This is a genomic window from Planococcus sp. SE5232 (assembly GCF_050686535.1).
GTDB lineage: Bacteria > Bacillota > Bacilli > Bacillales_A > Planococcaceae > Planococcus.
On record NZ_JBOGCP010000001.1, the window covers coordinates 1,401,236 to 1,425,343 of the forward strand.

The 24,108-nt window shown below is 47.8% G+C and carries 24 protein-coding genes and 1 other annotated feature; all 24 genes read left to right on the forward strand.

Annotated features, from left to right (window positions below):
- The first annotated feature begins 12 nt into the window (after window positions 1-12).
- The 24 genes from ACRC6Q_RS06535 to ACRC6Q_RS06650 all read left to right on the forward strand — a co-directional run bounded on the left by ACRC6Q_RS06535 (window position 13) and on the right by ACRC6Q_RS06650 (window position 24,065).
- Window positions 13-729 (forward strand): DUF881 domain-containing protein, encoded by a 717-nt coding sequence (locus ACRC6Q_RS06535; RefSeq protein WP_431466087.1) that lies wholly within the window; start codon window positions 13-15, stop codon window positions 727-729.
- A 2-nt stretch (window positions 730-731) separates the two neighbouring features.
- Window positions 732-1,094: a small basic family protein gene (locus ACRC6Q_RS06540; protein ID WP_146556527.1), complete on the forward strand. Its 363-nt coding sequence runs from the start codon at window positions 732-734 to the stop codon at window positions 1,092-1,094.
- A 102-nt stretch (window positions 1,095-1,196) separates the two neighbouring features.
- On the forward strand, window positions 1,197-2,480 hold the full coding sequence (ftsA, locus tag ACRC6Q_RS06545; RefSeq protein WP_431466088.1) for a cell division protein FtsA: 1,284 nt from the start codon (window positions 1,197-1,199) through the stop codon (window positions 2,478-2,480).
- Between the two features lie 59 nt (window positions 2,481-2,539).
- Window positions 2,540-3,733, forward strand: a complete 1,194-nt coding sequence (gene ftsZ, locus ACRC6Q_RS06550) for a cell division protein FtsZ (protein WP_223633441.1) — start codon at window positions 2,540-2,542, stop codon at window positions 3,731-3,733.
- A gap of 110 nt (window positions 3,734-3,843) precedes the next feature.
- A complete protein-coding gene (locus tag ACRC6Q_RS06555; protein WP_431466089.1) occupies window positions 3,844-4,515 on the forward strand; it encodes a YggS family pyridoxal phosphate-dependent enzyme in 672 nt (223 codons plus the stop codon).
- Window positions 4,512-4,991 carry a cell division protein SepF gene (locus ACRC6Q_RS06560; RefSeq protein ID WP_223633439.1) on the forward strand — a complete coding sequence of 160 codons (480 nt, stop codon included), beginning with the start codon at window positions 4,512-4,514 and terminating at the stop codon, window positions 4,989-4,991. The genes ACRC6Q_RS06555 and ACRC6Q_RS06560 overlap by 4 nt, the downstream gene beginning before the upstream one ends.
- Window positions 4,992-5,011: 20 nt before the next feature.
- Window positions 5,012-5,275, forward strand: a complete 264-nt coding sequence (locus tag ACRC6Q_RS06565; RefSeq protein WP_142826624.1) for a YggT family protein — start codon at window positions 5,012-5,014, stop codon at window positions 5,273-5,275.
- 66 nt (window positions 5,276-5,341) lie between these two features.
- Window positions 5,342-6,127 (forward strand): RNA-binding protein, encoded by a 786-nt coding sequence (locus ACRC6Q_RS06570; RefSeq protein ID WP_431466090.1) that lies wholly within the window; start codon window positions 5,342-5,344, stop codon window positions 6,125-6,127.
- A 94-nt stretch (window positions 6,128-6,221) separates the two neighbouring features.
- Entirely contained in the window at window positions 6,222-6,743 is a 522-nt protein-coding gene (locus ACRC6Q_RS06575) for a DivIVA domain-containing protein (protein WP_223633435.1), read from the forward strand.
- Between the two features lie 37 nt (window positions 6,744-6,780).
- Window positions 6,781-6,995 (forward strand) — a binding site (T-box leader).
- 42 nt (window positions 6,996-7,037) lie between these two features.
- Entirely contained in the window at window positions 7,038-9,800 is a 2,763-nt protein-coding gene (gene ileS / locus ACRC6Q_RS06580) for an isoleucine--tRNA ligase (protein WP_223633433.1), read from the forward strand.
- A gap of 127 nt (window positions 9,801-9,927) precedes the next feature.
- Complete coding sequence (gene lspA, locus ACRC6Q_RS06585) at window positions 9,928-10,404, forward strand: signal peptidase II (RefSeq protein ID WP_223633431.1); 477 nt, start codon at window positions 9,928-9,930, stop codon at window positions 10,402-10,404.
- Entirely contained in the window at window positions 10,404-11,315 is a 912-nt protein-coding gene (locus ACRC6Q_RS06590) for an RluA family pseudouridine synthase (protein WP_223633429.1), read from the forward strand. The genes lspA and ACRC6Q_RS06590 overlap by 1 nt, the downstream gene beginning before the upstream one ends.
- A 194-nt stretch (window positions 11,316-11,509) precedes the next feature.
- On the forward strand, window positions 11,510-12,046 hold the full coding sequence (pyrR, locus tag ACRC6Q_RS06595) for a bifunctional pyr operon transcriptional regulator/uracil phosphoribosyltransferase PyrR (protein WP_298827306.1): 537 nt from the start codon (window positions 11,510-11,512) through the stop codon (window positions 12,044-12,046).
- A 27-nt stretch (window positions 12,047-12,073) separates the two neighbouring features.
- Window positions 12,074-13,360 carry a solute carrier family 23 protein gene (locus tag ACRC6Q_RS06600; RefSeq protein ID WP_223633419.1) on the forward strand — a complete coding sequence of 429 codons (1,287 nt, stop codon included), beginning with the start codon at window positions 12,074-12,076 and terminating at the stop codon, window positions 13,358-13,360.
- A 133-nt stretch (window positions 13,361-13,493) separates the two neighbouring features.
- Window positions 13,494-14,363 (forward strand): aspartate carbamoyltransferase catalytic subunit, encoded by an 870-nt coding sequence (locus ACRC6Q_RS06605; RefSeq protein ID WP_431466091.1) that lies wholly within the window; start codon window positions 13,494-13,496, stop codon window positions 14,361-14,363.
- 1 nt (window position 14,364) lies between these two features.
- The gene (locus ACRC6Q_RS06610; protein WP_431466092.1) at window positions 14,365-15,642 is read left to right on the forward strand and encodes a dihydroorotase; all 1,278 of its coding nucleotides are present in this window, start codon (window positions 14,365-14,367) and stop codon (window positions 15,640-15,642) included.
- Complete coding sequence (locus ACRC6Q_RS06615) at window positions 15,639-16,736, forward strand: carbamoyl phosphate synthase small subunit (RefSeq protein ID WP_223633406.1); 1,098 nt, start codon at window positions 15,639-15,641, stop codon at window positions 16,734-16,736. Before ACRC6Q_RS06610 ends, ACRC6Q_RS06615 begins: the two co-directional genes overlap by 4 nt.
- Window positions 16,729-19,917, forward strand: coding sequence for a carbamoyl-phosphate synthase large subunit (gene carB / locus ACRC6Q_RS06620; RefSeq protein ID WP_431466093.1), 3,189 nt, complete (start codon window positions 16,729-16,731; stop codon window positions 19,915-19,917). The genes ACRC6Q_RS06615 and carB overlap by 8 nt, the downstream gene beginning before the upstream one ends.
- A complete protein-coding gene (locus ACRC6Q_RS06625) occupies window positions 19,914-20,681 on the forward strand; it encodes a dihydroorotate dehydrogenase electron transfer subunit (protein WP_223633394.1) in 768 nt (255 codons plus the stop codon). Before carB ends, ACRC6Q_RS06625 begins: the two co-directional genes overlap by 4 nt.
- Window positions 20,678-21,592, forward strand: a complete 915-nt coding sequence (locus tag ACRC6Q_RS06630) for a dihydroorotate dehydrogenase (protein ID WP_431466094.1) — start codon at window positions 20,678-20,680, stop codon at window positions 21,590-21,592. Before ACRC6Q_RS06625 ends, ACRC6Q_RS06630 begins: the two co-directional genes overlap by 4 nt.
- Window positions 21,589-22,278 carry an orotidine-5'-phosphate decarboxylase gene (gene pyrF, locus ACRC6Q_RS06635; RefSeq protein WP_431466095.1) on the forward strand — a complete coding sequence of 230 codons (690 nt, stop codon included), beginning with the start codon at window positions 21,589-21,591 and terminating at the stop codon, window positions 22,276-22,278. The genes ACRC6Q_RS06630 and pyrF overlap by 4 nt, the downstream gene beginning before the upstream one ends.
- Window positions 22,275-22,898: an orotate phosphoribosyltransferase gene (pyrE, locus tag ACRC6Q_RS06640; protein WP_223633386.1), complete on the forward strand. Its 624-nt coding sequence runs from the start codon at window positions 22,275-22,277 to the stop codon at window positions 22,896-22,898. The genes pyrF and pyrE overlap by 4 nt, the downstream gene beginning before the upstream one ends.
- A gap of 164 nt (window positions 22,899-23,062) precedes the next feature.
- Window positions 23,063-23,407 carry a PadR family transcriptional regulator gene (locus ACRC6Q_RS06645; RefSeq protein WP_223633383.1) on the forward strand — a complete coding sequence of 115 codons (345 nt, stop codon included), beginning with the start codon at window positions 23,063-23,065 and terminating at the stop codon, window positions 23,405-23,407.
- Window positions 23,391-24,065: a DUF1129 family protein gene (locus ACRC6Q_RS06650; protein WP_223633380.1), complete on the forward strand. Its 675-nt coding sequence runs from the start codon at window positions 23,391-23,393 to the stop codon at window positions 24,063-24,065. Before ACRC6Q_RS06645 ends, ACRC6Q_RS06650 begins: the two co-directional genes overlap by 17 nt.
- The last annotated feature ends 43 nt before the right edge of the window (window positions 24,066-24,108 follow it).

Genomic DNA, 24,108 nt, shown 5'->3' on the forward strand with positions numbered 1-24,108 from the left:
AGGGGGGATTGCATGAAGAAAAGGATTCTTACCCGATTTACGGTGATTATGTTTGTCATAGGCTTGATGACGGCTATTCAATATAACACGATCAATGAACCCGATATCCGGGATACACGGGATGTTTGGGAGATTAGGCAGGAACTGGCGAGAGAAAAACAGCTCCATTCTCAACTGTTGTCGGAAATCGAGTCACTCGACGATACATTGAACAAATACAAAGCAACTGCAGATGCCAGCCCCGAACAAGCCTTGCGCGAAACGGCGGGCGAGCTGAGAAGTGCAGCAGGTTTAACGGAGACGGCGGGGCCTGGAATTGAAGTTTTTGTCGAACCTTCGATGGAAGCGGTTGCGATGGGACTTGAGATTGAAGGGATTTCACCGGATCTGCTTATCCGTTTAGTCAACGAAATCAATCGTTATAACGGCTTGTATGTTTCCATTGACGGCAAACGAATCATCAATACAACCGCGATTCGGGATATCAATGGCCAAACGACCGTCAATACCAAACCGGTGGAAACACCGCCATTTTCCATAAAAATCATCTCTGAGTCGATGGAAGACTCAGAAAAGCTGTATAATCATTTATTAGCGTCCCGTATTTTGGATGACTTTTACATCGATAACTTGACGTTGACGGTTTCAGAGCCACAAGATGATCTGATCATCGAAGCATACGACGGCACGATAGACACCAATTATTTGCAGGCATCAGAGGGGGAATAGCGATGTGGCTGTCCATTTTAGGTTTAATACTCGGAATATCGCTAGGGCTTCTCACAGATATTCAAATTCCGCCGGAATATGCCAATTACCTGTCGATAGCCGTATTGGCATCACTCGATACCCTTTTCGGAGGGATTCGGGCTCATCTGCAGCAAGTCTATGACGATAAAGTATTTGTTTCCGGCTTTTTCTTCAACATCGCGTTGGCGGCCGGCCTTGCTTTTCTTGGTGTCCATTTAGGAGTAGATTTATACTTGGCTGCAATTTTCGCATTCGGTGTACGGCTATTCCAGAACATCGCCGTCATTCGACGCATCATTTTGGCAAAATGGGCTGAAAAGAAAGAAGTTAGAGAGACTATTTGAACAATTGAAGGAAATTTTTCTAAGTTTTGCGATTTTCTTAGACAAGGTGCATGATATACAATAGAATATAAGTACAGCAGTTTAATAAGGAGGTGCCACGAATTGAGTCAATCAGAATTATACGTTAGTCTAGATATCGGTTCGTCATCCGTTAAAGTTTTAATCGGGGAAATGGCCAACAAGTCGCTGAATGTAATCGGCGTCGGAAATGTAAAATCTAATGGGATTAAAAAAGGTGCGATTGTTGACATAGATGCAACGGTGCAGTCCATTAAAAAAGCAGTCGATCAAGCAGAGCGCATGATCGGTAAATCCATCCACGAAGTTGTGCTTGGAATTCCAGCGAACAAAGCAGTGCTACAGCCTGTTAAAGGAATCGTAGCAGTGAACAGTGAAAATCGGGAAATTACCGATGACGATTTGGATCGTGTATTGGAAGCGGCTCAAGTCATGTCGATTCCACCGGAACGGGAATTGGTTAATATCATTCCTGAACAGTACGTGGTCGATCATTTAGGTGAAATCAAAGATCCACGGGGCATGATTGGTATCCGCCTCGAAATGGATGGTACAATGGTGACAACTTCAAAAACAATTCTGCATAACGTACTCCGCTGTGTGGAGAGAGCAGGGCTTGAAATTCGTGATATTTACGTCCAGCCACTTGCTGCAGGAAGTTACGCATTAACTGAAGACGAGAAAAATCATGGCACGGCGTGTATCGATATCGGTGGAGGTTCTACTTCTATTGCCATCTTCCAAGACGGCCACTTGACCGCTTCTTCCGTAATTCCGGTTGGAGGCGACCACGTTACAAAAGATTTGTCCATCATTTTAAAGACACCGACAGATCAAGCTGAAAAAATCAAACTTGAACATGGCCATGCATTTTTTGAGGATGCTTCAGAAGATGAAGTCTTTGAAGTTCCTGTCATTGGTTCGGATTCAACAGAACAATATAACCAAAAATACATATCTGAAATAATCGGAGTTCGCCTGGAAGAACTCTTCGAACTGATTTTAGATGAGTTTTACCGTTTAGGTGTCCAAGACCTTCCAGGAGGAGTCGTTTTAACCGGTGGTATGGCTAAATTGGATGGACTTCCTGAACTTGCACGGAATATCCTGCAGACGCGTGTTCGTCTATTTACACCTGAATTTATCGGCGTCCGGGAACCTCAGTACACGACGGCAGTAGGCCTGATTCAATATGCATACATGGAGGATGTCTTCTATGGCCGTGTTGGAAATGGTGCAGCTGTATCAGGAAATGCGAAAATTGAGCATCAGGAAGTACAGCAACCTAAGAAGCAAAAGCAGCCAAAACAAAATTCTGAAGGCGTCGTAACTAAAGCCAAGAAGATGTTTGATCGATTCTTTGAATAAAATCAACATTGTATCTAGCTTGCAACTATAAAAGCTGAGCAATTTTAGGAGGAAAAAGAATGTTGGAATTTGATACAAATATTGACGCACTGGCCGTAATTAAAGTTATCGGTGTAGGCGGCGGCGGGAATAATGCTGTTAACCGCATGATCGAACATGGGGTCCAAGGGGTAGAATTTATTGCAGTAAATACGGATGCACAGGCTTTGAACCTGTCCAAAGCAGAAGTGCGCCTTCAAATCGGTGGAAAATTGACACGTGGACTTGGTGCCGGTGCTAACCCTGACGTAGGGAAAAAAGCAGCTGAAGAAAGCAAAGAACAAATCGAGGAAGCTCTTCGTGGAGCGGATATGGTTTTCGTTACAGCAGGAATGGGCGGCGGTACAGGAACTGGTGCAGCACCGGTTATTGCTGGAATCGCTAAAGAGCTGGGTGCATTGACTGTAGGCGTGGTTACGCGTCCATTTACATTTGAAGGCCGCAAACGTTCAACTCAGGCAATCGGCGGTATTTCTACGATGAAAGAATCAGTGGATACATTGATCGTCATTCCGAATGACCGTTTGCTTGAAATCGTCGACAAAAATACACCGATGCTTGAAGCATTCCGTGAAGCGGATAATGTTCTTCGCCAAGGTGTTTCGGGTATTTCCGATTTGATCGCCGTTCCTGGATTGATCAACCTGGATTTTGCCGATGTAAAAACAATCATGTCGAATAAAGGTTCTGCATTAATGGGGATCGGAGTTTCTTCAGGAGAAAATCGCGCTTCAGAAGCTGCTAAAAAAGCTGTATCAAGCCCGTTGCTTGAAGTTTCAGTTGATGGAGCAAAAGGAGTCCTGATGAATATTACAGGCGGCTCAAACCTAAGCCTTTATGAAGTACAGGAAGCAGCTGATATCGTAGCTTCAGCTTCAGATGAAGAAGTGAATATGATTTTCGGTTCAGTCATCAATGATAACCTCAAAGATGAAATCATCGTTACGGTAATTGCTACCGGCTTCAATGAGGAACAGCTTCAGCCAAGAACGCCTAGAGGCTCTGGATTGAATTCAAGCCGTGTGCAGTCGATTCAACAACAGGCTCCAGCGCCTTCAATCCGTGATGCACGCCGTGAAGACCAACGCCGCGACGAGCAGCGCCGTGAAGAACAGCCACCTTACTACAACCAGGAACCACAAAGACAAGAAAAAAATAACGACGATGCATTGGACATCCCGACGTTTTTACGTAATCGTCAAAAGAGACGTTAATCCGAACAGCTGCCGGTTGGGCAGCTGTTTTTTTTAGCATAGGGCTTAATTGATAAATCAGCCAAAACTTGATACAATATATTGGACTTCTATAGAAAAGTTGTGAATGCATGAAACCCATTAAACCGGTATTTGAAGAGATCACCGAGCAGTTGAATGCTGTGAAGGATAACATACAAGTGATTGCTGTCACCAAACAAGTTGGTGTAGAACGTACGAAAGAAGCGATCCAAGCTGGAATCCGCCACTTGGGGGAGAACCGTCCGGAAGGATTGGCGCAGAAACTTGAGGCGATCGACGAAGATGTGTCCTGGCATTATATCGGTAATCTGCAAACCAGAAAAGTAAAAGACGTCATCAATGAAATTGATTATTTGCATTCCTTGGACCGTTTAAGTCTGGCGAAGGAAATTCAGAAACGGGCAAACCGGCAAGTGAACTGCTTTGTGCAGGTGAATGTTTCCGGCGAAGAGTCTAAAAGCGGGATTGCACCTGATGAAACAATGGATTTCATCAAATCGCTGGAAGCTTACGATAAAATTCGGGTAGTCGGACTGATGACGATGGCACCGAATACAGAAGATGAACGCATTATTCGTGAAGCGTTCAAAGGATTAAAATTACTCCAACTCCAAGTATCAGAGAAACACTGGACCCATGCACCATGTACAGAATGCTCCATGGGTATGTCCAATGATTACTTAATCGCTGCTCAGGAAGGGGCAAGTTTTGTCCGGATTGGAACAGCGTTAGTCGGGTCGGAAAGTGAGGCAAAGCCATGAGCATGAAAAACAAATTCAAAAATTTCTTTTATTTAGATGAATATGAAGAAGAACGCGTACAGGAACAGCCTGTACCACAACAAAAACCAGCACCGCGGTATGAAAAGCCGGCTGCAATGCAAGAGCCGAAAAAAACACCGAAAGAACGGCGCCAGAAAGTGGAGGAGACCATTGTGCCTAATTTAGTCAGTTTGCAAAGTGCGGCAAAATCTTCAAAAGTCAGCTTGGCAGAGCCGAGAGTCTACGCGGAAGCGCAGGATATCGCAGAAAGTCTGAAAAGCAAACAGGCTGTAGTTGTTAACCTGCAGCGCATCGAAAAAGATCAGGGACTTCGGATCATCGACTTTTTAAGTGGAACAGTTTACGCCCTTGGCGGAGATATTCAACGCATTGGAACTGACATCTTCCTATGCGTACCAGACACTGTTGAAGTGGATGGCGCCATTTCAGATTATTACTACGATGATCAACAATAAGAGGGGTGCCATAAAATAATATGATAGTTCTTGTGAATCTATTACTTTCGGCCATTAATATTTATTTTTATATCTTGATAGTCAGTGTCTTCATGAGCTGGGTACCAAGCATCAAAGAGTCGAGCTTCGGACAAATGATTTCCAAAATTACAGATCCGTATCTGGATATCTTCAGACGTTTTATTCCGCCGATCGGCATGATTGATATTTCACCGATTGTTGCGATTTTCACATTAAGCTTAGCAAGCCAAGGTATCGTTGTATTGGCTGGTTATCTCATTTAACTCAAAACCTCACGTGATGTGAGGTTTTTTTCTTGAAGAACGGATCACACATGAAGGAGCATTTGAATGGAAGAGATATTTCAGCATTTCAGAAAAGAAGAGCAGCAATTTATCGAACAAGTATCAGGATGGCTTCGGGAAGTGGAAGACCGCTATTCACCGAAGCTGACGGATTTCCTCGATCCGCGCCAGCGTTTCATTGTGGAAGCCGTGGTGGGTTCAAGTGAAGTGAAGATGATGTCTTCTGGACTATTCAAAGATGCGGAAAGACAGCGGGTATTATTGTATCCATCTTACTTTGAACCGCAGGAGGAAGATTTCAATACAACCGTTTTCGAATTGAAATACCCATCAAAGTTTGTCAATTTGCGCCATCCGGACATCCTGGGCTCTTTGATGTCCCTTGGACTGGACCGCAGCAAGTTCGGGGACATCCGCATCGACAATGAGCGTGTCCAACTGGCTGTCATGAATGAAATCAGCCCTTATCTGCAAAGTAATTTTGTCAGCGCTGCAAAAGTGAAAGTTCAATTGAATGAAGTGGCAGATGCGGAACACTTGATCGAGACCAGCGAGGAATGGATAGAAGAGTCGTACACGGTCAGCTCGATGAGACTGGATACGGTGATGAGCTCGGTATATAATATTTCCCGTCAAAAAGCATCCGCATTGATTCATGGAGGCAAAGTGAAAGTTAACTGGACCCTTCAGGAGCAGCCATCGTTTGAGCTGCACGAATCGGATATGATTTCTTCACGGGGCTATGGCCGTGTACGGTTGATCATGATTGAAGGACGGACCAAAAAGGACAAAGTTCGCCTGCAGATAGGCCGCCTGGAAGCGAAAAAGTAGGCGGCTTGTAAAAAATACGAAATAATACTGAAATTTCGAGCCATGAACTGTATAATAGGAAGATAAGATGACAAGTTAAGGAGAGGTTTACTCAATGCCATTATCCCCGTTAGATATACATAACAAAGAATTCAGCCGAGCATTCCGAGGATATCAGGAAGATGAAGTAAATGAATTCCTGGAACAGATCATGAGAGATTATGAAATCCTACTGAAAGACAAGGCAGCGCTTGAAGAACGCCTAAAAACAACTGATGAGCGTGTTGGCCATTTCAATACAATTGAATCGACCTTGCAGAAATCGATTTTTGTAGCTCAGGAAGCTTCAGAAGAAGTTCGCCGCAACTCACAGAAAGAGGCGGAGTTGATCATCAAGGAAGCTGAGAAAAATGCTGATCGCATCGTCAATGAATCATTGACAAAAGCACGCCGCATCGCAACAGAAATCGAAGAGTTGAAGAAGCAGTCACGCATCTTTAAAAACCGCTTTAAAATGCTTGTCGAAGCCCAGTTGGATTTAATCGAAACAGATGATTGGGAGACGCTTTTGGAATACGATATCGATACACAGAATCTAGAGAAGATCGAGAAGGACAAAGAAGAGTCGAACTCTTGACTCTGAGACTTTCTGCTTCTATAATTACGACATACAAAAAAACGCGCTGACAGAGACAGTATGCTATGCAGGACGGTAAAGCGAACCAGGAACAGTGGAAGCCTGGCACGGACACATAGACGAAAATCACTCTTGAGCAGAATTGGTGAACGACAGTATCCAATTCCGTCTACGCCACGTTACGGTGATCGAGTGGCAGCTATCTAGCTGCAACAAGGGTGGTACCGCGAGTCTAAGCTTCTCGTCCCTTTCCAGGGATGGGGGCTTTTTATTATGCCTACAGGAGGAATGGAAATGGAATACAAAGATACATTATTGATGCCGAAAACAGATTTTCCGATGCGCGGCAATTTGCCGAACCGGGAACCGGAAATGCAACAGAAATGGGAAGAGATGGATATCTATAAGAAAGTGCTGGATCGTACAGCAGGACGACCTTTCTTCGTTCTTCATGACGGACCTCCGTATGCGAACGGTGATCTGCATATGGGCCATGCACTAAACAAAGTATTAAAAGATATGATCGTCCGCTCCCGTTCTATGATGGGCTTCCATGCGCCATACGTTCCGGGCTGGGATACACACGGATTGCCGATTGAACAGGCCTTGACGAACAAAGGCGTAAACCGCAAAGAAATGTCACTGGCGGAATTCCGTAAATTATGTGAAGAATATGCCTATCAGCAAATCGATAGCCAGCGTTCTCAGTTCAAACGCATCGGTGTCCGCGGCGATTGGGAAAATCCTTACGTGACGTTGAAACCGGCATATGAAGCACGCCAAATTGAAGTATTCGGCAAAATGGCCAATAAAGGCTATATCTACAAAGGGTTAAAGCCGGTTTACTGGTCCCCATCAAGTGAATCATCACTTGCAGAAGCTGAAATCGAATATCATGATAAAAAATCTCCTTCGATCTATGTGTCTTTCCCTGTCACTGACGGCAAAGGCGTTTTAGCTGAAGGAACGAAATTAGTGATCTGGACAACTACACCTTGGACAATCCCTGCAAACCTGGGAATTTCTGTACATGAAAAATTGGATTATGCGGAAGTTTCCGTAAACGGTTCGCTGTATATCATTGCACAGGAATTATTGAAAGAAGTTGCCGAGCAATTAGGCTGGACAGATTTCGAAGTCGTCCGCGTATTAAAAGGTGCTGAAATGGAACATATCCTTGCGAAGCATCCATTATATGACCGGACGTCTCTGGTCATGCTCGGCGACCATGTAACGACTGATTCCGGTACAGGCTGTGTCCATACGGCACCCGGCCATGGTGAAGATGACTTCCTGATCGGCAAGAAATACGGATTGGATGTTCTTTGTCCGGTGGATGAGCGCGGAGTCATGACAGACGAAGCACCTGGATTCGAAGGCGAGTTCTATGACAAAGCCAATAAATCCATCACGGAAGCGTTGGATAATGCCGGCGCTCTTGAAAACCTTTCATTTATCACACACTCTTATCCGCATGACTGGCGGACGAAAAAGCCGGTCATCTACCGTGCGACGGCTCAATGGTTTGTATCGATCGATGCATTCCGCGACCAGATCCTGAAAGCCATCAAAGAAACTTCGTTTACACCGGCATGGGGCGAAACACGCCTATTCAATATGCTGCGTGACCGGGGAGATTGGAATATCTCACGCCAGCGCGTGTGGGGCGTTCCGATTCCAGTATTCTACGCTGAAAATGGCGATCCGGTCATCACTGAAGAAACGATTGCGCACATTGCAGACTTGTTCCGTGAAAACGGTTCGAATATCTGGTTTGAACGTCCGGCAGCAGAATTATTGCCTCCAGGATTCACCCATCCGAGCAGCCCGAATGGCCTGTTCACAAAAGAGATGGATATCATGGATGTTTGGTTCGATTCAGGATCATCTCACCAAGGCGTACTTGTGGAACGCGAAGATCTGCAGTACCCGGCAGACCTTTACTTGGAAGGATCTGACCAATACCGCGGCTGGTTCAACTCTTCGTTGACGACAAGTGTCGCAATCAATGGCATCGCACCTTATAAAGGGATCTTGAGCCACGGCTTTACGCTCGACGGCAATGGCCGCAAGATGAGTAAATCATTAGGCAATGTGATTGTGCCTTCGAAAGTGATGAACCAAATGGGAGCGGATATTCTCCGCCTATGGGTTTCTTCAGTGGATTACACGGCGGATGTGCGCGTTTCTGACGAAAACTTCAAGCAGGTTTCAGAAGTTTACCGTAAAATCCGCAACACGCTGAAATTCATTCATGGCAATTTGTCAGATTTCAATGAACAAGAGCATCGCGTCGCATTTGAAGATATGCGCGAAATGGACCAGTATATGGCGATGAAATTGCAGAAGATGGTGGAAACAGTACGCAAGGCGTATGAAACCTACGAATTCTCTAGCATCTATCATGCTTTGAACAATTATTGTGCCAATGATTTAAGCTCCTTCTATCTGGACGTGGCGAAAGATGTCGTTTATATCGAAAGCGCAGATCATCCGCATCGCCGTGCCATGCAGACAGTCATGTTCGATTCCTTGATGGCCATCCTTAAGCTGTCTGCACCGATCATTCCGCATACAGCTGACGAATTGTGGTCATACTTAAGCTTTGTCGAAGAAGAAAGTGTTCAGTTGACTGACTTCCCAGAAGCGGTTTCGAACCCGGCGTTTGAAGGTCTTGATGAGAAATGGAGCCGTTTCATGGATGTCCGTGACGATGTCCTGAAGGCATTGGAAGAAGCGCGTGCAGCTAAAACCATCGGGAAATCACTGGAAGCTAAAGTGACTGTATACGGCAATGAAGAGCTGGCGAGACTGCTCGCTTCAACTGATGAGAACCTGGCTCAATTGTTTATCGTATCAAAATACGAATACGGCGGTACACAAGATCTGGCTCCTGACTATGCGGTGAAGCTGAACGAAGTTTCAGTGACAGTTGAAAAAGCTGAAGGCGAAAAATGTGAGCGCTGCTGGACGATTTCCGAAGAAATTGGCCAAAGTGAAGCACATCCAGCATTATGCCCTCGCTGTGCAAGCGTGATAGAAACACAATACGCTTAATTTAAAGCTGAAAATGTTAAAACATAGAAAAGGTCTGGGGAATCGGGTAGCCGGTTTTTCAGACCTTTACTTTTTTTGCTGACATTGTGTTAAAATAGATTGACTGCTGAATTGACGGAGGATACGGATGTTTATTTATTATGGAATTGCGTTATTGATAATCGCATTAGACCAATGGACTAAATGGCTGGTTCTTAAAAATATGGAAATTGGTGAAAGGATTTCGGTCATCGACCCTTACATCGGATGGCTTTCACACCGCAACCGTGGTGCTGCCTGGGGAATGCTGGAGGGACAGATGTGGCTGTTTGCTATCATCACCGTGGCTGTCATCATCGGAATTCTTTATTATTTTCATAAACATGCGAAAGGGCAGCCTTTGTTCCAACTGAGTTTAATGGTTCTTTTAGGCGGAGCGGTCGGCAATTTCATCGACCGGATGCTGCGCGGAGAAGTCGTCGATTTTGTCGATGTGCTGATTCCAGTGATCAATTATGATTTCCCGATATTTAATGTTGCAGATGCCGCTTTGACGATCGGTGTCGTATTGATGATTATCTATATTATTTATGACGAAAAACAACAAAAGAAAAAGGTGTCTTAATGGAAGATTTAACGATTGAAATTACAGAAGAAATGACCGGCGAACGAGTAGATAAAGCCGTGTCATCAATAGATGAAGACTGGTCGCGTTCACAGATCGCCAACTGGGTCAAAGAAGGCGCAGTGAAAGTCAATGGCATTACCGTAAAGCCGAATTATAAAGTCCGCTTGCAGGATATCATCGTTGTTACGCCTCCAGAACTTGTAGAGTTGGATGTCGTGCCGGAAGATTTGAATTTGGAGATTGTCTATGAAGACGAAGATGTCCTTGTAGTCAACAAACCGAAAGGGATGGTTGTACATCCAGCTCCAGGACATGCCAAAGGGACATTGGTGAACGGCTTGATGCATCATTGCAAGGATCTTTCCGGGATCAATGGTGTGGTACGCCCTGGCATCGTCCACCGAATCGATAAAGATACATCCGGCTTATTGATGGTCGCGAAGAATGACGCTTCACACACATCATTGGTCGATCAATTGGTGAAAAAGACCGTAACCCGTAAATACGTAGCACTTGTACACGGCCATATTCCTCACGATAAAGGAACGATTCAGGCGCCGATTGCACGCGATCCAAAAGAACGCCAGAACATGGCAATCGTCGACAAAGGAAAGCACGCAGTGACGCATTTCCGTGTATTGGAACGATTTGGGAACTTCACGCTGGTGGAATGCCGCCTGGAAACAGGAAGAACCCATCAAATCCGTGTCCACATGAAGTATATCGGCTATCCGCTTGTCGGCGATCCGAAATACGGACCGAAAAAAACGATGGACGTCGGTGGACAGGCTTTGCATGCGGAAGTGATTGGATTTATTCATCCGAAAACGAACGAATACATGGAGTATTCTGTAGAGCCGCCGGCTGAATTTGCAGAACTTCTGGAATCTCTTCGCGACAAGGATTGACAAACCCGGTTACCTTTCTTTATACTTGAAAAAACGAATCGAATAATGAACACCTTTAATAACAGTCCAGAGAGGCTGAGAAGGTATTTACGCAAGCCGGAAGTCTGTCTTCCGTGCTGGAATTTTCTGCGCATCTATCCTCTTGCCTCTCGGGCAAGAGGTTTTTTATTTGCAAAAAAGGAGCGGATCTCATGGTGGAAAAAGCGGATATTCTGGATGAACAGGCAATTAGCAGAGCCATTACACGGATTGCACACGAAATCATCGAACGCAACAAAGGCATCGATGAATGCATACTGGTCGGCATCAAGACACGGGGAGCTTTTATCGCAAAACGCCTGGCGGAAAAAATAGAGAAGATCGAAGGGCGCCCGATTATGAAAGGCGAACTGGACATCACCCTTTACCGGGATGATTTAAGCATCAAAACGAAAAACCAGGAGCCGCTGGTCCAGCAAGTGGACATCGAACACAGCATACTCGATAAAAAAGTCATCCTGGTGGATGATGTGCTTTATACAGGGCGGACAGTAAGGGCAGCGATGGACGCGGTCATGGATCTAGGCAGGCCGTCACAGATTCAGCTGGCAGTGTTGATTGACCGGGGCCATCGGGAGTTGCCGATCCGAGCGGATTTTGTCGGAAAAAACATTCCGACTTCAAGCGATGAACGGATTGTTGTACAAATGGTCGAAAGCGACCAGGTAGACCGGGTAGCCATCCACGAATAGAGAGATAGAGACAGGGGAGAACGGAAATTGAGCGAAGCCATTTTAGATGTACATGATAAACCGAAAACCGGGCAATGGATTTCATTAAGCCTGCAGCATATGTTCGCGATGTTTGGAGCGACGATCTTAGTGCCGCAGCTGGTGGGCTTGAGCCCGGCGATTGCATTATTGACAAGCGGAATCGCCACCATCATCTTCATCATCATCACCCAATTTAAAGTACCAGCGTATTTGGGATCTTCTTTCGCCTTTATCGTACCGATTACCATCGCCACTGAAACCGGCGGCATCGGATCGGCGATGATCGGCGCGATGTTCGTCTCAGCGGTCTACGCCATCGTCGCGCTGATCATCTGGAAAACAGGTTACAGGTGGCTCATGAAGCTGCTTCCACCGATTGTGGTGGGGCCTGTCATCATCGTCATCGGACTTGCTTTATCCGGGACAGCAGTGGATATGGCCATGAACGTTCCGACCGCGAATGGTTCTGAATACAGCCTGATGCACTTCTCAGCAGCCATCGTCACGCTGCTGACAGCGATCATCTGCAACATCTATTTCAAGAACATCATCTCATTGATGCCCATCCTGATCGGTATTATCGTGGGCTATGCATACTCAGCAGCCATCGGCATCATCGACTTTACAGCAATCGGCGAAGCAAGCTGGTTCGCTGTACCGGAGTTTCTGATTCCAGGAGTGGATTATTCCTTCCAGGTTACCCCAACTCTGCTGTTCGTCATGGTTCCCATCGCCATCGTCACAATTTCTGAACATATCGGACATCAGCTGGTACTCGGCAAAATCGTAGATCGAAATTACATAAAAGATCCGGGCTTGCATCGCTCGATTCTGGGTGATGGCATCGGAACTTTCATTTCTTCACTGGTCGGCGGTCCGCCAAAGACCACATATGGTGAAAACATCGGTGTTCTGGCCATTACGAAAGTATTCTCAGTCTATGTCATCCTTGGAGCGGCAGTGTTCGCCATCGCTTTTTCCTTCTTTGGAAAATTGATGGCAGTCATCGAGACGATTCCAACGGCGGTCCTTGGTGGGATTTCCATCCTGCTGTTCGGGATCATCGCTTCTTCCGGACTGCGCATGCTGGTGGACAATAACATCAACTTCGGCAATAACCGCAACTTGGTGATCTCGTCAGTTATCCTGGTCATCGGAATCGGCGGAGCCAAGCTGGAGTTCAGCGAATCCTTCTCTATAGAAGGAATGGCGCTGGCCGCGATTGTCGGAGTGGTGTTGAACCTGGTGTTGCCGGGACTCAATAAAGATGAATTAGACGACGGAACTGAATAATCACCTTTTAATGAATGTCCAGAGAGGCATGGAAAGGGTTGAAGAATGGGGAGTACGCTACCCTTTTTTCCTCACACCTTCCTGCCTCTGGGAAGGTGTTTTTTTGTCTGAGGGATGAAAGGATGAGATGATTTTGCCGAACTTACTATCCATGAACAATTTGGAAAATAATACGATCATGAGCTTATTGGAGCGGGCTGGAGAATTTCAGCGCGGGGAAAAAACACTAATCGATGGTACAGTCGTCAATCTGTTCTTCGAACCGAGCACGCGGACCAAAATGAGTTTTGAGATGGCCGAACACAAAATGGGGCTGGCTGTACTGCCATTTGAAACCGCCTTTTCCAGCATCCTGAAAGGCGAGACGCTGTACGACACGGTCAAAACGATGGAAGCCATCGGCGTGAACGCCGTCATCATCCGCCACGAAGAAGAGGAATATTACCAGCAGCTTGAAGGGTGTAATGTAGCGGTCATCAACGGTGGAGATGGATCGGGACAGCATCCGACACAATCCTTGCTGGATCTGATGACAATCTATCAGGAGTTCGGCCAGATCGAAGGCACACACGTCACGATCGTCGGGGATATCGCGCACAGCCGAGTAGCGAAATCAAATGCAGCTGCGCTCCAGCAATTGGGTGCGGAAGTGACATTCATCTGTCCAGCGGAATGGAGCGGAGAGTACGAATCTTCGGAACACCTGGATGACTTTATCGAAAAGACGGATGTGGTGATGATGCTCCGGGTCCAGCATGAACGGCATGCGGTATCGGCCCTGTTTTCGAAAGACAATTACCATGAGCAGTACGGCTTGACGATTGAGCGGGAGAAAAGGATGAAAGACGGGGCCATCATCATGCACCCGGCGCCGATCAATCGCGGTGTGGAAATTGCAGACTGCCTGGTTGAATGTGAGCGCTCACGAATTTTCAAACAAATGGCTAACGGAGTTTTTGTCCGGATGGCAGTACTTGAATACGCATTGAAAGGGAGAGATTGAATTGAATTTATTCATTAAAAACGTAAACATGCTGCAAAATGGAGAACTTGCTCCAACCAATATCCGCATTTCAGACGGCAAGATCGCCGAAATCGGGAAAGACCTGAAAGTGAACAGCGAAACGGAAATCGACGGCAAAGGCCGGATGATCGCACCAGGATTTGTGGATGTCCATGTCCATTTGCGTGAACCGGGCGGCGAGCAGAAAGAAACGATCGAAAGCGGGACAAAGTCAGCAGCAAAAGGCGGCTTCACCACGATTTGTGCCATGCCGAACACGCGCCCTGTGCCCGATACGAAAGAAAATCTGCAGCTGGTCAACGGATTGATCGAAAAAAATGCGCTTATCCGGGTTTTGCCGTACGCTTCCATCACCATCCGGGAAGCAGGGAAAGAACGCACAAACTTGCAGGAGTTGAAAGAAAATGGAGCTTTCGCTTTCACCGATGACGGTGTCGGCATCCAAGAGGCAGGCATGATGTACGAAACGATGCAGGACGCAGCGAAAATCGACATGCCGGTCGTTGCCCATTGCGAAGACAACAGCCTGATCTACGACGGTGTCATGCACGACGGCAAGCGCAGTAAAGAACTTGGGTTGAAAGGGATTCCTTCGATTGCAGAATCGGTGCATATCGCACGCGACATCCTGCTTGCGGAAGCAGCAGGCGCACATTACCATGTCTGCCACGTCAGTACGAAAGAATCGGTCCGTGTGATCCGCGATGCAAAACGTGCGGGAGTTCACGTTACGGCTGAAGTGACACCGCACCATCTGCTGTTGACAGAAGACGATATTCCAGCGGATGACGCAAACTACAAGATGAACCCACCGCTCCGCGCCAAGGAAGACTGGCAAGCACTGCATGAAGGCTTGCTGGACGGCACGCTGGACTTTATTGCAACGGACCATGCTCCTCACACAGCGGCAGAGAAAACCAACGGCATGAACGGATCGATGTTCGGGATTGTCGGATTTGAAACAGCCTTTCCGCTTCTTTACAGCAAATTTGTTGAAACCGGTACATGGAGTCTGCAGCAATTGATCGACTGGCTGACCATCAAACCGAGCGAAACCTTCAACTTGCCGTATGGCTTAGTGGAACCTGGCCAAACAGCTGATCTGGTCCTGTTGGAACTGGAAAAAGAGCAGGCCATCCAGGCAGACTCATTTTTATCTAAAGGCAAAAACACACCATTCGACGGCTGGAATTGCACAGGATGGCCGGTAATGACCATTTTTGGTGGAGAAATCGTATGGCAGGAGGAGACAAATTGATGAAACGTTATTTGATCTTAGAAGACGGGACAGTATTTGAAGGAACAGCATTCGGAGGCGAAGGGGCTTCAGTAGGGGAAATCGTTTTTAATACCAGTATGACCGGCTACCAGGAAATTTTGTCAGATCCTTCTTATTGTGGGCAGATTGTCACGATGACTTATCCGCTGATCGGCAATTACGGCATCAACAGCGATGATTTCGAATCGATCGAACCGGCAGTTAAAGGAATGGTCGTGCGTGAAATCGCCGAGTTCCCATCCAATTTTAGAAATAATGCTACGCTCGATGAACTCTTCAAAATCAAGGGCATTCCTGGAATCTCAGGTATCGATACGCGGAAATTAACGCGCCTGATCCGCTCAAAAGGTGCCATCAAAGGCGTTTTGACTGCAGCAGGAGAGGACGTACAAGTCGAAGAAGTCGTCAACACGCTGCAGGCGACAGTATTGCCAAGAAATCAGGTGGCGCAGGTTTCAACAGCACGCCCTTATCCTAGCCCAGGACGCGGCAAACGGGTGGTACTGATCGATTATGGCATGAAGCACGGCATCCTGCGTGAGCTCAACAACCGGGACTGCGATGTGATCGTTGTACCATATAACACCTCTTCTAAAGAAATACTGGCGTGGGGACCGGACGGCGTCATGCTGTCAAACGGCCCTGGAGATCCAAAAGATGTGGAAGAATGTGTGGAAGTGGTTCGCGAGTTGCTTGGAGAAGTTCCGATTTTCGGTATCTGCCTTGGCCACCAATTATTCGCAAGAGCCTGCGGAGCAGATACTTTCAAGCTGAAGTTCGGCCACCGGGGCGGCAACCACCCGGTCCGTGATCTAAGCACGGGAAGAATTGAAATCACTTCCCAGAACCATGGCTATGCGGTGGATGAAGAAACATTGCAGGGCACACGTCTGAAAGTGACGCACAGTGCATTGAACGATGGAACGAACGAAGGGCTGGCGCATTTGGATTATGCAGCTTTCACCGTTCAATACCATCCGGAATCCTCACCGGGCCCGGAAGACTCGAACTACTTATTCGACCGCTTTATTGAAGTTATGAACGCAACTCGAAAGGAGCAACAACATGCCTAAAAGACAAGATATTCAAAGTATACTCGTAATCGGATCCGGACCTATCGTCATCGGGCAAGCAGCAGAGTTCGACTATGCAGGCACACAAGCCTGCTTGGCATTGAAGGAAGAAGGCTACCGTGTCATCCTCATCAACTCGAATCCGGCGACCATCATGACGGACACCGAAATTGCAGATAAAGTCTATATTGAACCGATCACGCTTGAATTCGTCAGCCGCATCCTCCGCAAAGAGCGTCCGGATGCATTGCTGCCGACACTGGGCGGCCAGACAGGGCTGAACATGGCGATTGAACTCGACGAATCGGGCATTTTGGACGAATTGAATATCGAAATCTTAGGGACGAAGCTCGAAGCGATCCACAAAGCAGAAGACCGTGAATTGTTCAGAACTTTGATGAACGAACTCGGGGAACCGGTTCCGGATTCAGATATTATCCACAACATGACAGAAGCGGAGAATTTCATCGCACGCGTCGGGTATCCGGTCATCGTCCGCCCGGCCTTCACCTTAGGCGGCACCGGCGGCGGTATCTGCCACAATTACGAAGAATTGAAGGAAATCGTCGCCAGTGGCCTGAAATACAGCCCGGTCACACAATGCCTGCTGGAAAAATCAATTGCCGGTTTCAAGGAAATCGAGTACGAAGTGATGCGCGATAAGAACGATACGGCGATTGTCGTCTGTAACATGGAAAATATTGATCCGGTCGGCATTCATACTGGTGATTCGATTGTCGTGGCGCCAAGCCAGACCTTGTCGGACCGTGAATACCAGATGCTGCGCAATGTGTCGTTGAAAATCATCCGCGCGTTGAAAATTGAAGGCGGCTGCAACGTACAGCTGGCACTCGACCCATTCAGCTTCAACTACTACATCATTGAAGTGAATCCGCGTGTCAGCCGATCCTCTGCACTGGCTTCCAAAGCGACGGGCTACCCGATCGCCAAACTGGCTGCAAAAATTGCAGTCGGCCTGACATTGGATGAAATGATGAACCCGGTCACCGGCCGGACCTACGCGGCATTCGAACCGGCACTGGACTATGTCGTAACAAAGATTCCGCGCTGGCCGTTCGATAAATTCGAAGCAGCAAAACGCAATTTGGGAACACAGATGAAAGCGACGGGCGAAGTGATGGCCATGGGCCGCACGTTCGAGGAATCGATCCTGAAAGCGGTGCGTTCACTGGAAACGGGCCAATTCCACCTGGAGCTGAAAAACGCTGATGCCATGAGCGATGAATGGATACAGAAACGAATCTGCCGCGCAGGAGATGAGCGTCTGTTCTTTATCGGGGAAGCGCTGCGCCGCGGTGTGACGATTGAAACCATCAACGAATGGAGCCAAATCGATTTATTCTTCCTGAAAAAATTCGAAAACATCGTCAAATATGAAGAAGTATTGAAAAATGCAGCTTTCGATTACGATACAGCCAAACGCGCGAAACGTCTGGGCTTTGCAGACCGGACGATCGCGAAATTGTGGAATACGACCGAGCAGGAAGTTTACAACTGGCGCAAGGAAAACAAATTAATGCCGGTCTATAAGATGGTTGATACGTGCGCTGCAGAGTTTGAATCCGAAACTCCTTATTTCTACGGCACGTATGAAGATGAAAACGAATCAGTGAAAACAGACAAAGAATCGGTCATCGTACTTGGCTCGGGCCCGATCCGCATCGGCCAAGGAGTGGAATTCGACTACGCAACCGTGCATTCGGTCTGGGCAATCAAAGAAGCAGGATACGAAGCGATCATCGTCAACAACAATCCGGAAACCGTCTCAACGGATTTCTCGATATCAGACAAGTTGTATTTCGAGCCTTTGACAATCGAAGATGTCATGCACATTGTCGACCTGGAGCAGCCAAAAGGCGTCGTCGTCCAATTCGGTGGACAGACAGCTATCAACCTGGCTGAGAAATTGGAACAGAACGGCGTCAAAATTCTGGGGACTTCCCTGGAAGATACGGACCGGGCTGAAAACCGCAACAAATTCGAAGCGGCACTGCACGAGATCGGCATTCCACAACCCTTAGGGAAAACGGCTGTCAACGCAGAAGAAGCGATCATCATCGCAGCTGATATCGGCTATCCGGTATTGGTCCGCCCTTCTTACGTACTCGGTGGGCGCGCAATGGAAATCGTCTACAATGAAGATGATCTGAAACATTATATGGAACATGCAGTAGAAGCGAGTCCGGAGCATCCGGTGCTGGTCGACCGCTACCTGACAGGCATTGAAATCGAAGTGGATGCCATTTCGGACGGGGAAAATGTGCTGATTCCGGGCATCATGGAGCATATAGAGCGCGCAGGCGTCCATTCGGGGGATTCGATTGCGGTCTATCCGACGCAGAACATTTCGACCGAATTATTGGATACGCTGGTCGATTACACGACGCGCCTGGCAAAAGGGCTGAACATCATCGGTTTGCTGAATATCCAGTACGTCATTTCCAAAGGTGAAGTTTACGTGATTGAAGTTAATCCGCGCTCAAGCCGGACCGTGCCATTCATGAGCAAAATCACATCTATCCCGATGGCCAATATCGCAACAAAAGCGATTTTGGGCCAAAGCATCGTCGAGCAGGGCTTTACACCAGGCCTTGCACCAATTTCAAAAGGCGTCTTCGTCAAAGTGCCGGTCTTCTCATTCGCGAAGCTTCGCCGTGTCGACATCACGCTCGGGCCGGAAATGAAATCCACCGGAGAAGTCATGGGCAAAGACACTACGCTTGAAAAGGCTTTGTATAAAGGCCTCGCAGCAGCTGGTATGGAAGTCAAAGATCACGGTACTGTGCTGTTGACGGTAGCGGATAAAGATAAAGAAGAAGCAGTTGGTTTAGCGAAACGCTTTAAAGCGATCGGCTATCAGATCATGGCGACCGGCGGAACAGCCAAAGCCTTCGAAGAAGCAGGCATTGTCGTTGCACCGGTCGGCAAAATCGGTTCGGAAGGCAAAACCCTGCTGGATGTCATCCAAAACGGCGATACGCAACTCGTCATCAATACCTTGACGAGAGGCAAGCAGCCGCAGCGGGACGGTTTCCGCATTCGCCGCGAATCTGTCGAAAACGGCATTCCTTGCCTGACTTCACTGGATACGGCAGAAGCGATGCTGCGCGTCATCGAATCAATGACCTTCTCAGCGGAGGAAATGGGGGCTGGCGTATGATTAAACAAGAACGCATGCAAGTCATCAAACAGCAGGAAATCGCCAAGCAGATCTTTGAACTGACGGTACAAGGCGGACTGGCCGATGAAATGTCGGAGCCGGGGCAATTTGTCCATATCCGTGTGGCAGACAGCTTTGAGCCGTTGCTGCGCCGTCCAATCTCCGTAGCATCCATTGACTTGGAAGCTTCTCAATTCACGATGATCTACCGGGCAGAAGGCCGGGGAACAGGGCTGCTTTCAGAAAAGAAGCCAGGCGACACGCTGGATGTTCTTGGGCCGCTCGGCCATGGCTTTCCGGTTGAAGAGGCACAGAAAAAAGCCTATTTGATCGGTGGAGGGATCGGTGTGCCGCCGCTGTATGAACTTGCAAAGCAATTGAACGCACGCGGCATTGAAACCGTCCATATCTTAGGATTTGAAAGCAAGCAGGCGGTCTTTTATGAAGAGAAGTTCCGGGCACTCGGCGACACGCACATCGCCACAGTCGACGGTTCCCATGGCACGCAGGGCTTCGTAACGCATATCCTCAACGAACTGCCGAGTGATTTCGATACGTATTACAGCTGTGGACCGACGGCGATGCTTGAAGCGGTGCAATGGGCTTATCCACAGAAAAAAGGCTTTCTGTCCTATGAACAGCGGATGGGCTGCGGCATCGGGGCATGCTTTGCATGTGTCTGCCGGACAACGAAAAGCGAAACGGATTACATCAAGGTATGTTCAGATGGACCGGTATTTCCAGCAGGAGTGGTGATTTCATGACAGACTTAACAGTTAAACTTCCAGGACTCAAGTTAAAGAATCCAATCATGCCGGCATCCGGCTGCTTCGGTTTCGGCAAAGAATATGCGCAGCTGTACGACCTGTCGCAGCTCGGCGCCATCATGATCAAAGCGACGACGGTTGAAACGCGGCTCGGCAACCCGACGCCGCGCGTAGCAGAAACGGCATCCGGTATGTTGAACGCCATCGGCCTGCAGAACCCAGGCCTTGAAAAAGTGGCGGGGCAGGAATTGCCTTGGCTCGAGAAATACGACGTGCCGATCATCGCCAATGTGGCGGGCACAACGACCGAAGATTATGTGGAAGTTGCGAAAGCCATTTCGCAGGCTCCGAATGTCCATGCACTGGAAATCAACATTTCCTGTCCGAACGTTAAGCTCGGGGGCATCACCTTCGGAACAGATCCCGACGTTGCCCGCGAGTTGACACGGGCGGTGAAGGAAGTTTCGTCAGTGCCTGTCTATATCAAATTGTCGCCGAATGTCACGGACATCGTTTCAATCGCCAAGGCGGTCGAGGAAGGCGGAGCGGACGGCATCACCATGATCAATACACTGCTTGGCATGCGGATGGACACCAAAACCGGACGCCCGGTCATCGCCAACATTACAGGCGGCCTGTCGGGTCCCGCCATCAAGCCGGTAGCCTTGCGGATGGTCTACGAAGTCAGCCAGCACACCAAATTGCCGATTATCGGCATGGGCGGCGTCACCAATGTAGACGATGTCATCGACTTCCTGTCGGCAGGCGCCAGCGCCGTGGCAGTCGGAACAGCCAATTTCGTCAATCCTTTTGTCTGTCCCGAAATCATCGGCCAACTGCCGGAACGCTTGCATGAACTTGGATTTGATTCAGTTGAAGAACTTGTCGGAAGGAGCCATCGTCTGTGAATAAACCCATTATCGCATTGGATTTTGCATCAAAGGAACAAGTAGAGGAATTTCTGGGACAGTTTTCTGAGCCGCTTTTCGTGAAGGTGGGCATGGAGCTTTATTTCCAGGAAGGGCCGGAACTGGTCCGTTCCATTAAGTCGCAGGGACATGAAATTTTTCTGGATCTGAAACTGCACGATATCCCGAATACGGTCGAATCCGCTATGCGCGGCTTGTCCAAACTGGGTGTGGATATGGTCAACGTCCATGCTGCAGGAGGGCTGGAAATGATGAAAGCGGCTAAACGCGGGTTAGCGGGCAGCGATACGAAACTCATCGCTGTAACGCAATTAACTTCAACGGGCGAAGACGAAATGCATGAAGATCAGCTCGTTTATGTCAGCCTTGAAGAATCGGTGCTGCATTACGCGAAGCGGGCCATGCAGGCAGGTTTGGACGGCGTGGTCTGTTCAGTGCTTGAAGCTGAGGCTATAACGAAAGTCTGCGGACCGGACTTCCTATGTGTTACGCCCGGCATACGTCCAGCAGAAGTTTCAGCTGATGATCAGAAACGGGTGGCAACGCCTGCAGAAGCTCGTGTAAAAGGCGCCAGCCATATTGTCGTAGGACGAGCCATTACGAAGTCTGCAACCCCATCAGAGAGCTATGACCAGATTTCAGCAGAATGGAGTGGACAATCTTGAAAAATGAAATTGCGAACCATTTATTATCCATCGGAGCGGTGGAGCTGCGCCCGCAGGATCCATTTACTTGGGCTTCCGGTGTCAAATCGCCGATCTACTGCGATAATCGCCTGACGATGTCTTATCCGGCTGTACGTAGAGATATTGCCGCTGGATTAGCGGAAACAATCAAAGAATCCTATCCTGAATGCCAGGTGGTTGCTGGAACGGCGACAGCAGGTATTCCTCATGCTGCATGGGTCAGCGATCTGCTTGAATTGCCGATGGTCTATGTCCGTTCCAAAGCGAAAGAGCATGGCCAGACGAATATGATCGAAGGCAAAGTTGAGCCGGGCAAAAAAGTGGTGGTCGTGGAAGACCTGATCTCTAAAGGCGGCTCGGTGCTGCAAGCGGCACAGGCACTCGAAGCAGCAGGCTTTGAAGTGCTGGGCATTGTAGCGATCTTCACCTATGATTTGCCGCAGTCGATTAATGCGATTGCGGAAGCAGGGTACACTTTCCATACACTGACGGATTTTCCGGCACTTGTTGAACAGGCACTAAGTACAGGCGCGATCCGTGAAGAAGATATGCCGATGCTCGCTGATTGGCATGAAAAATTGAAAACAGGAACTTTGTAAGCCGGCCACTTGGTCGGTTTTTTATTTTGAAGTCTTGTATTCTCTGTAACTATTGACAGAAGAGGTGGAGTCGAATACAATAAAATCAACTAATTGGTTATACAAGGTAGTTATTTTTTTAGATAGCTATCTTGTATCGCCAAGTACCATGAGGAGGAATAGGCATGGCTCTCAGAAGCCAATTGCTGAAAGGGGTTTTGGATGCTTGCGTTATGGCGGTAGTGGAAGAGCAGCCAGTCTATGGCTATGAACTGTCGCAGAAACTGCAGGGGATCGGTCTGCCGGACATCAGTGACGGCACTATTTACCCGGTGTTGCTGAGACTGCAGAAAAACGGCTTTATCCGCGGGGAAATGAGGCCTTCTGCATCAGGGCCAAACCGAAAATATTATTTTTTAACCGATGAGGGAAAGGCGGAGCTGGATCAAATTTCTGCTGAATGGCTGGAAATTGCCAAACCGGTCAGCCAATTACTGAAAAGGGGTGGAGAAGATGAGGAAAACAGCTGAATTGATCGAGGAGAACAATGAGAAAAGAGGATTGCTGAACCATGACAATGAAAAAGTATACGAAGATATACTTTTGTATTTAAGGACCGATCTTCGAATCGATGAACATGCTGGAGAAGAGATACTTATGGACCTCTTGGACCATTTGGTGGAGGCGCAGGAAGATGGCAAGTCAGCAAAAGAGTTGTTTGGGGAGTCTCCTCAGAAATACGCAGATGAACTGATTGAAAATTTGCCGAGCCAAAACCGACGAAATGTTTTATGGTTCAGCGCTTCACAGATCATCGGTTTAACGGGCTGGTTTGCGGCCACCTTTGGAGTCATTAGCCTGATTGTCTCGTTTTTTCGGCCGGTGGATAACAGCATTGCGCTCGGCAACTTGCTGCTCATGCTGCTGTCGGTGATACTGGTGGCAGTCATCGGCGTTATGGTCATTTTTAAAATTGTCCGTTCATCTGTATTTCAAAAGGATAAAAAGAAATGGCAAGCTTATGTGAAAGCTGGGTTATATGGTGCCGGAGCTTTTGCCTGTGTTGCTTTGATAGCTTGGCTGTTCGATGATTTCGGCCCAGTCGTCAAATTGGAATGGTGGATTTTCCTTCTCACCGGTTTGGTTTTTCTGGCAGTAAGCAAACTAATGTATAAGCGGACAGAATAGGATCTTCTAAAGAGAAACTGAAATTTTTATGCTCGTCCTGTAT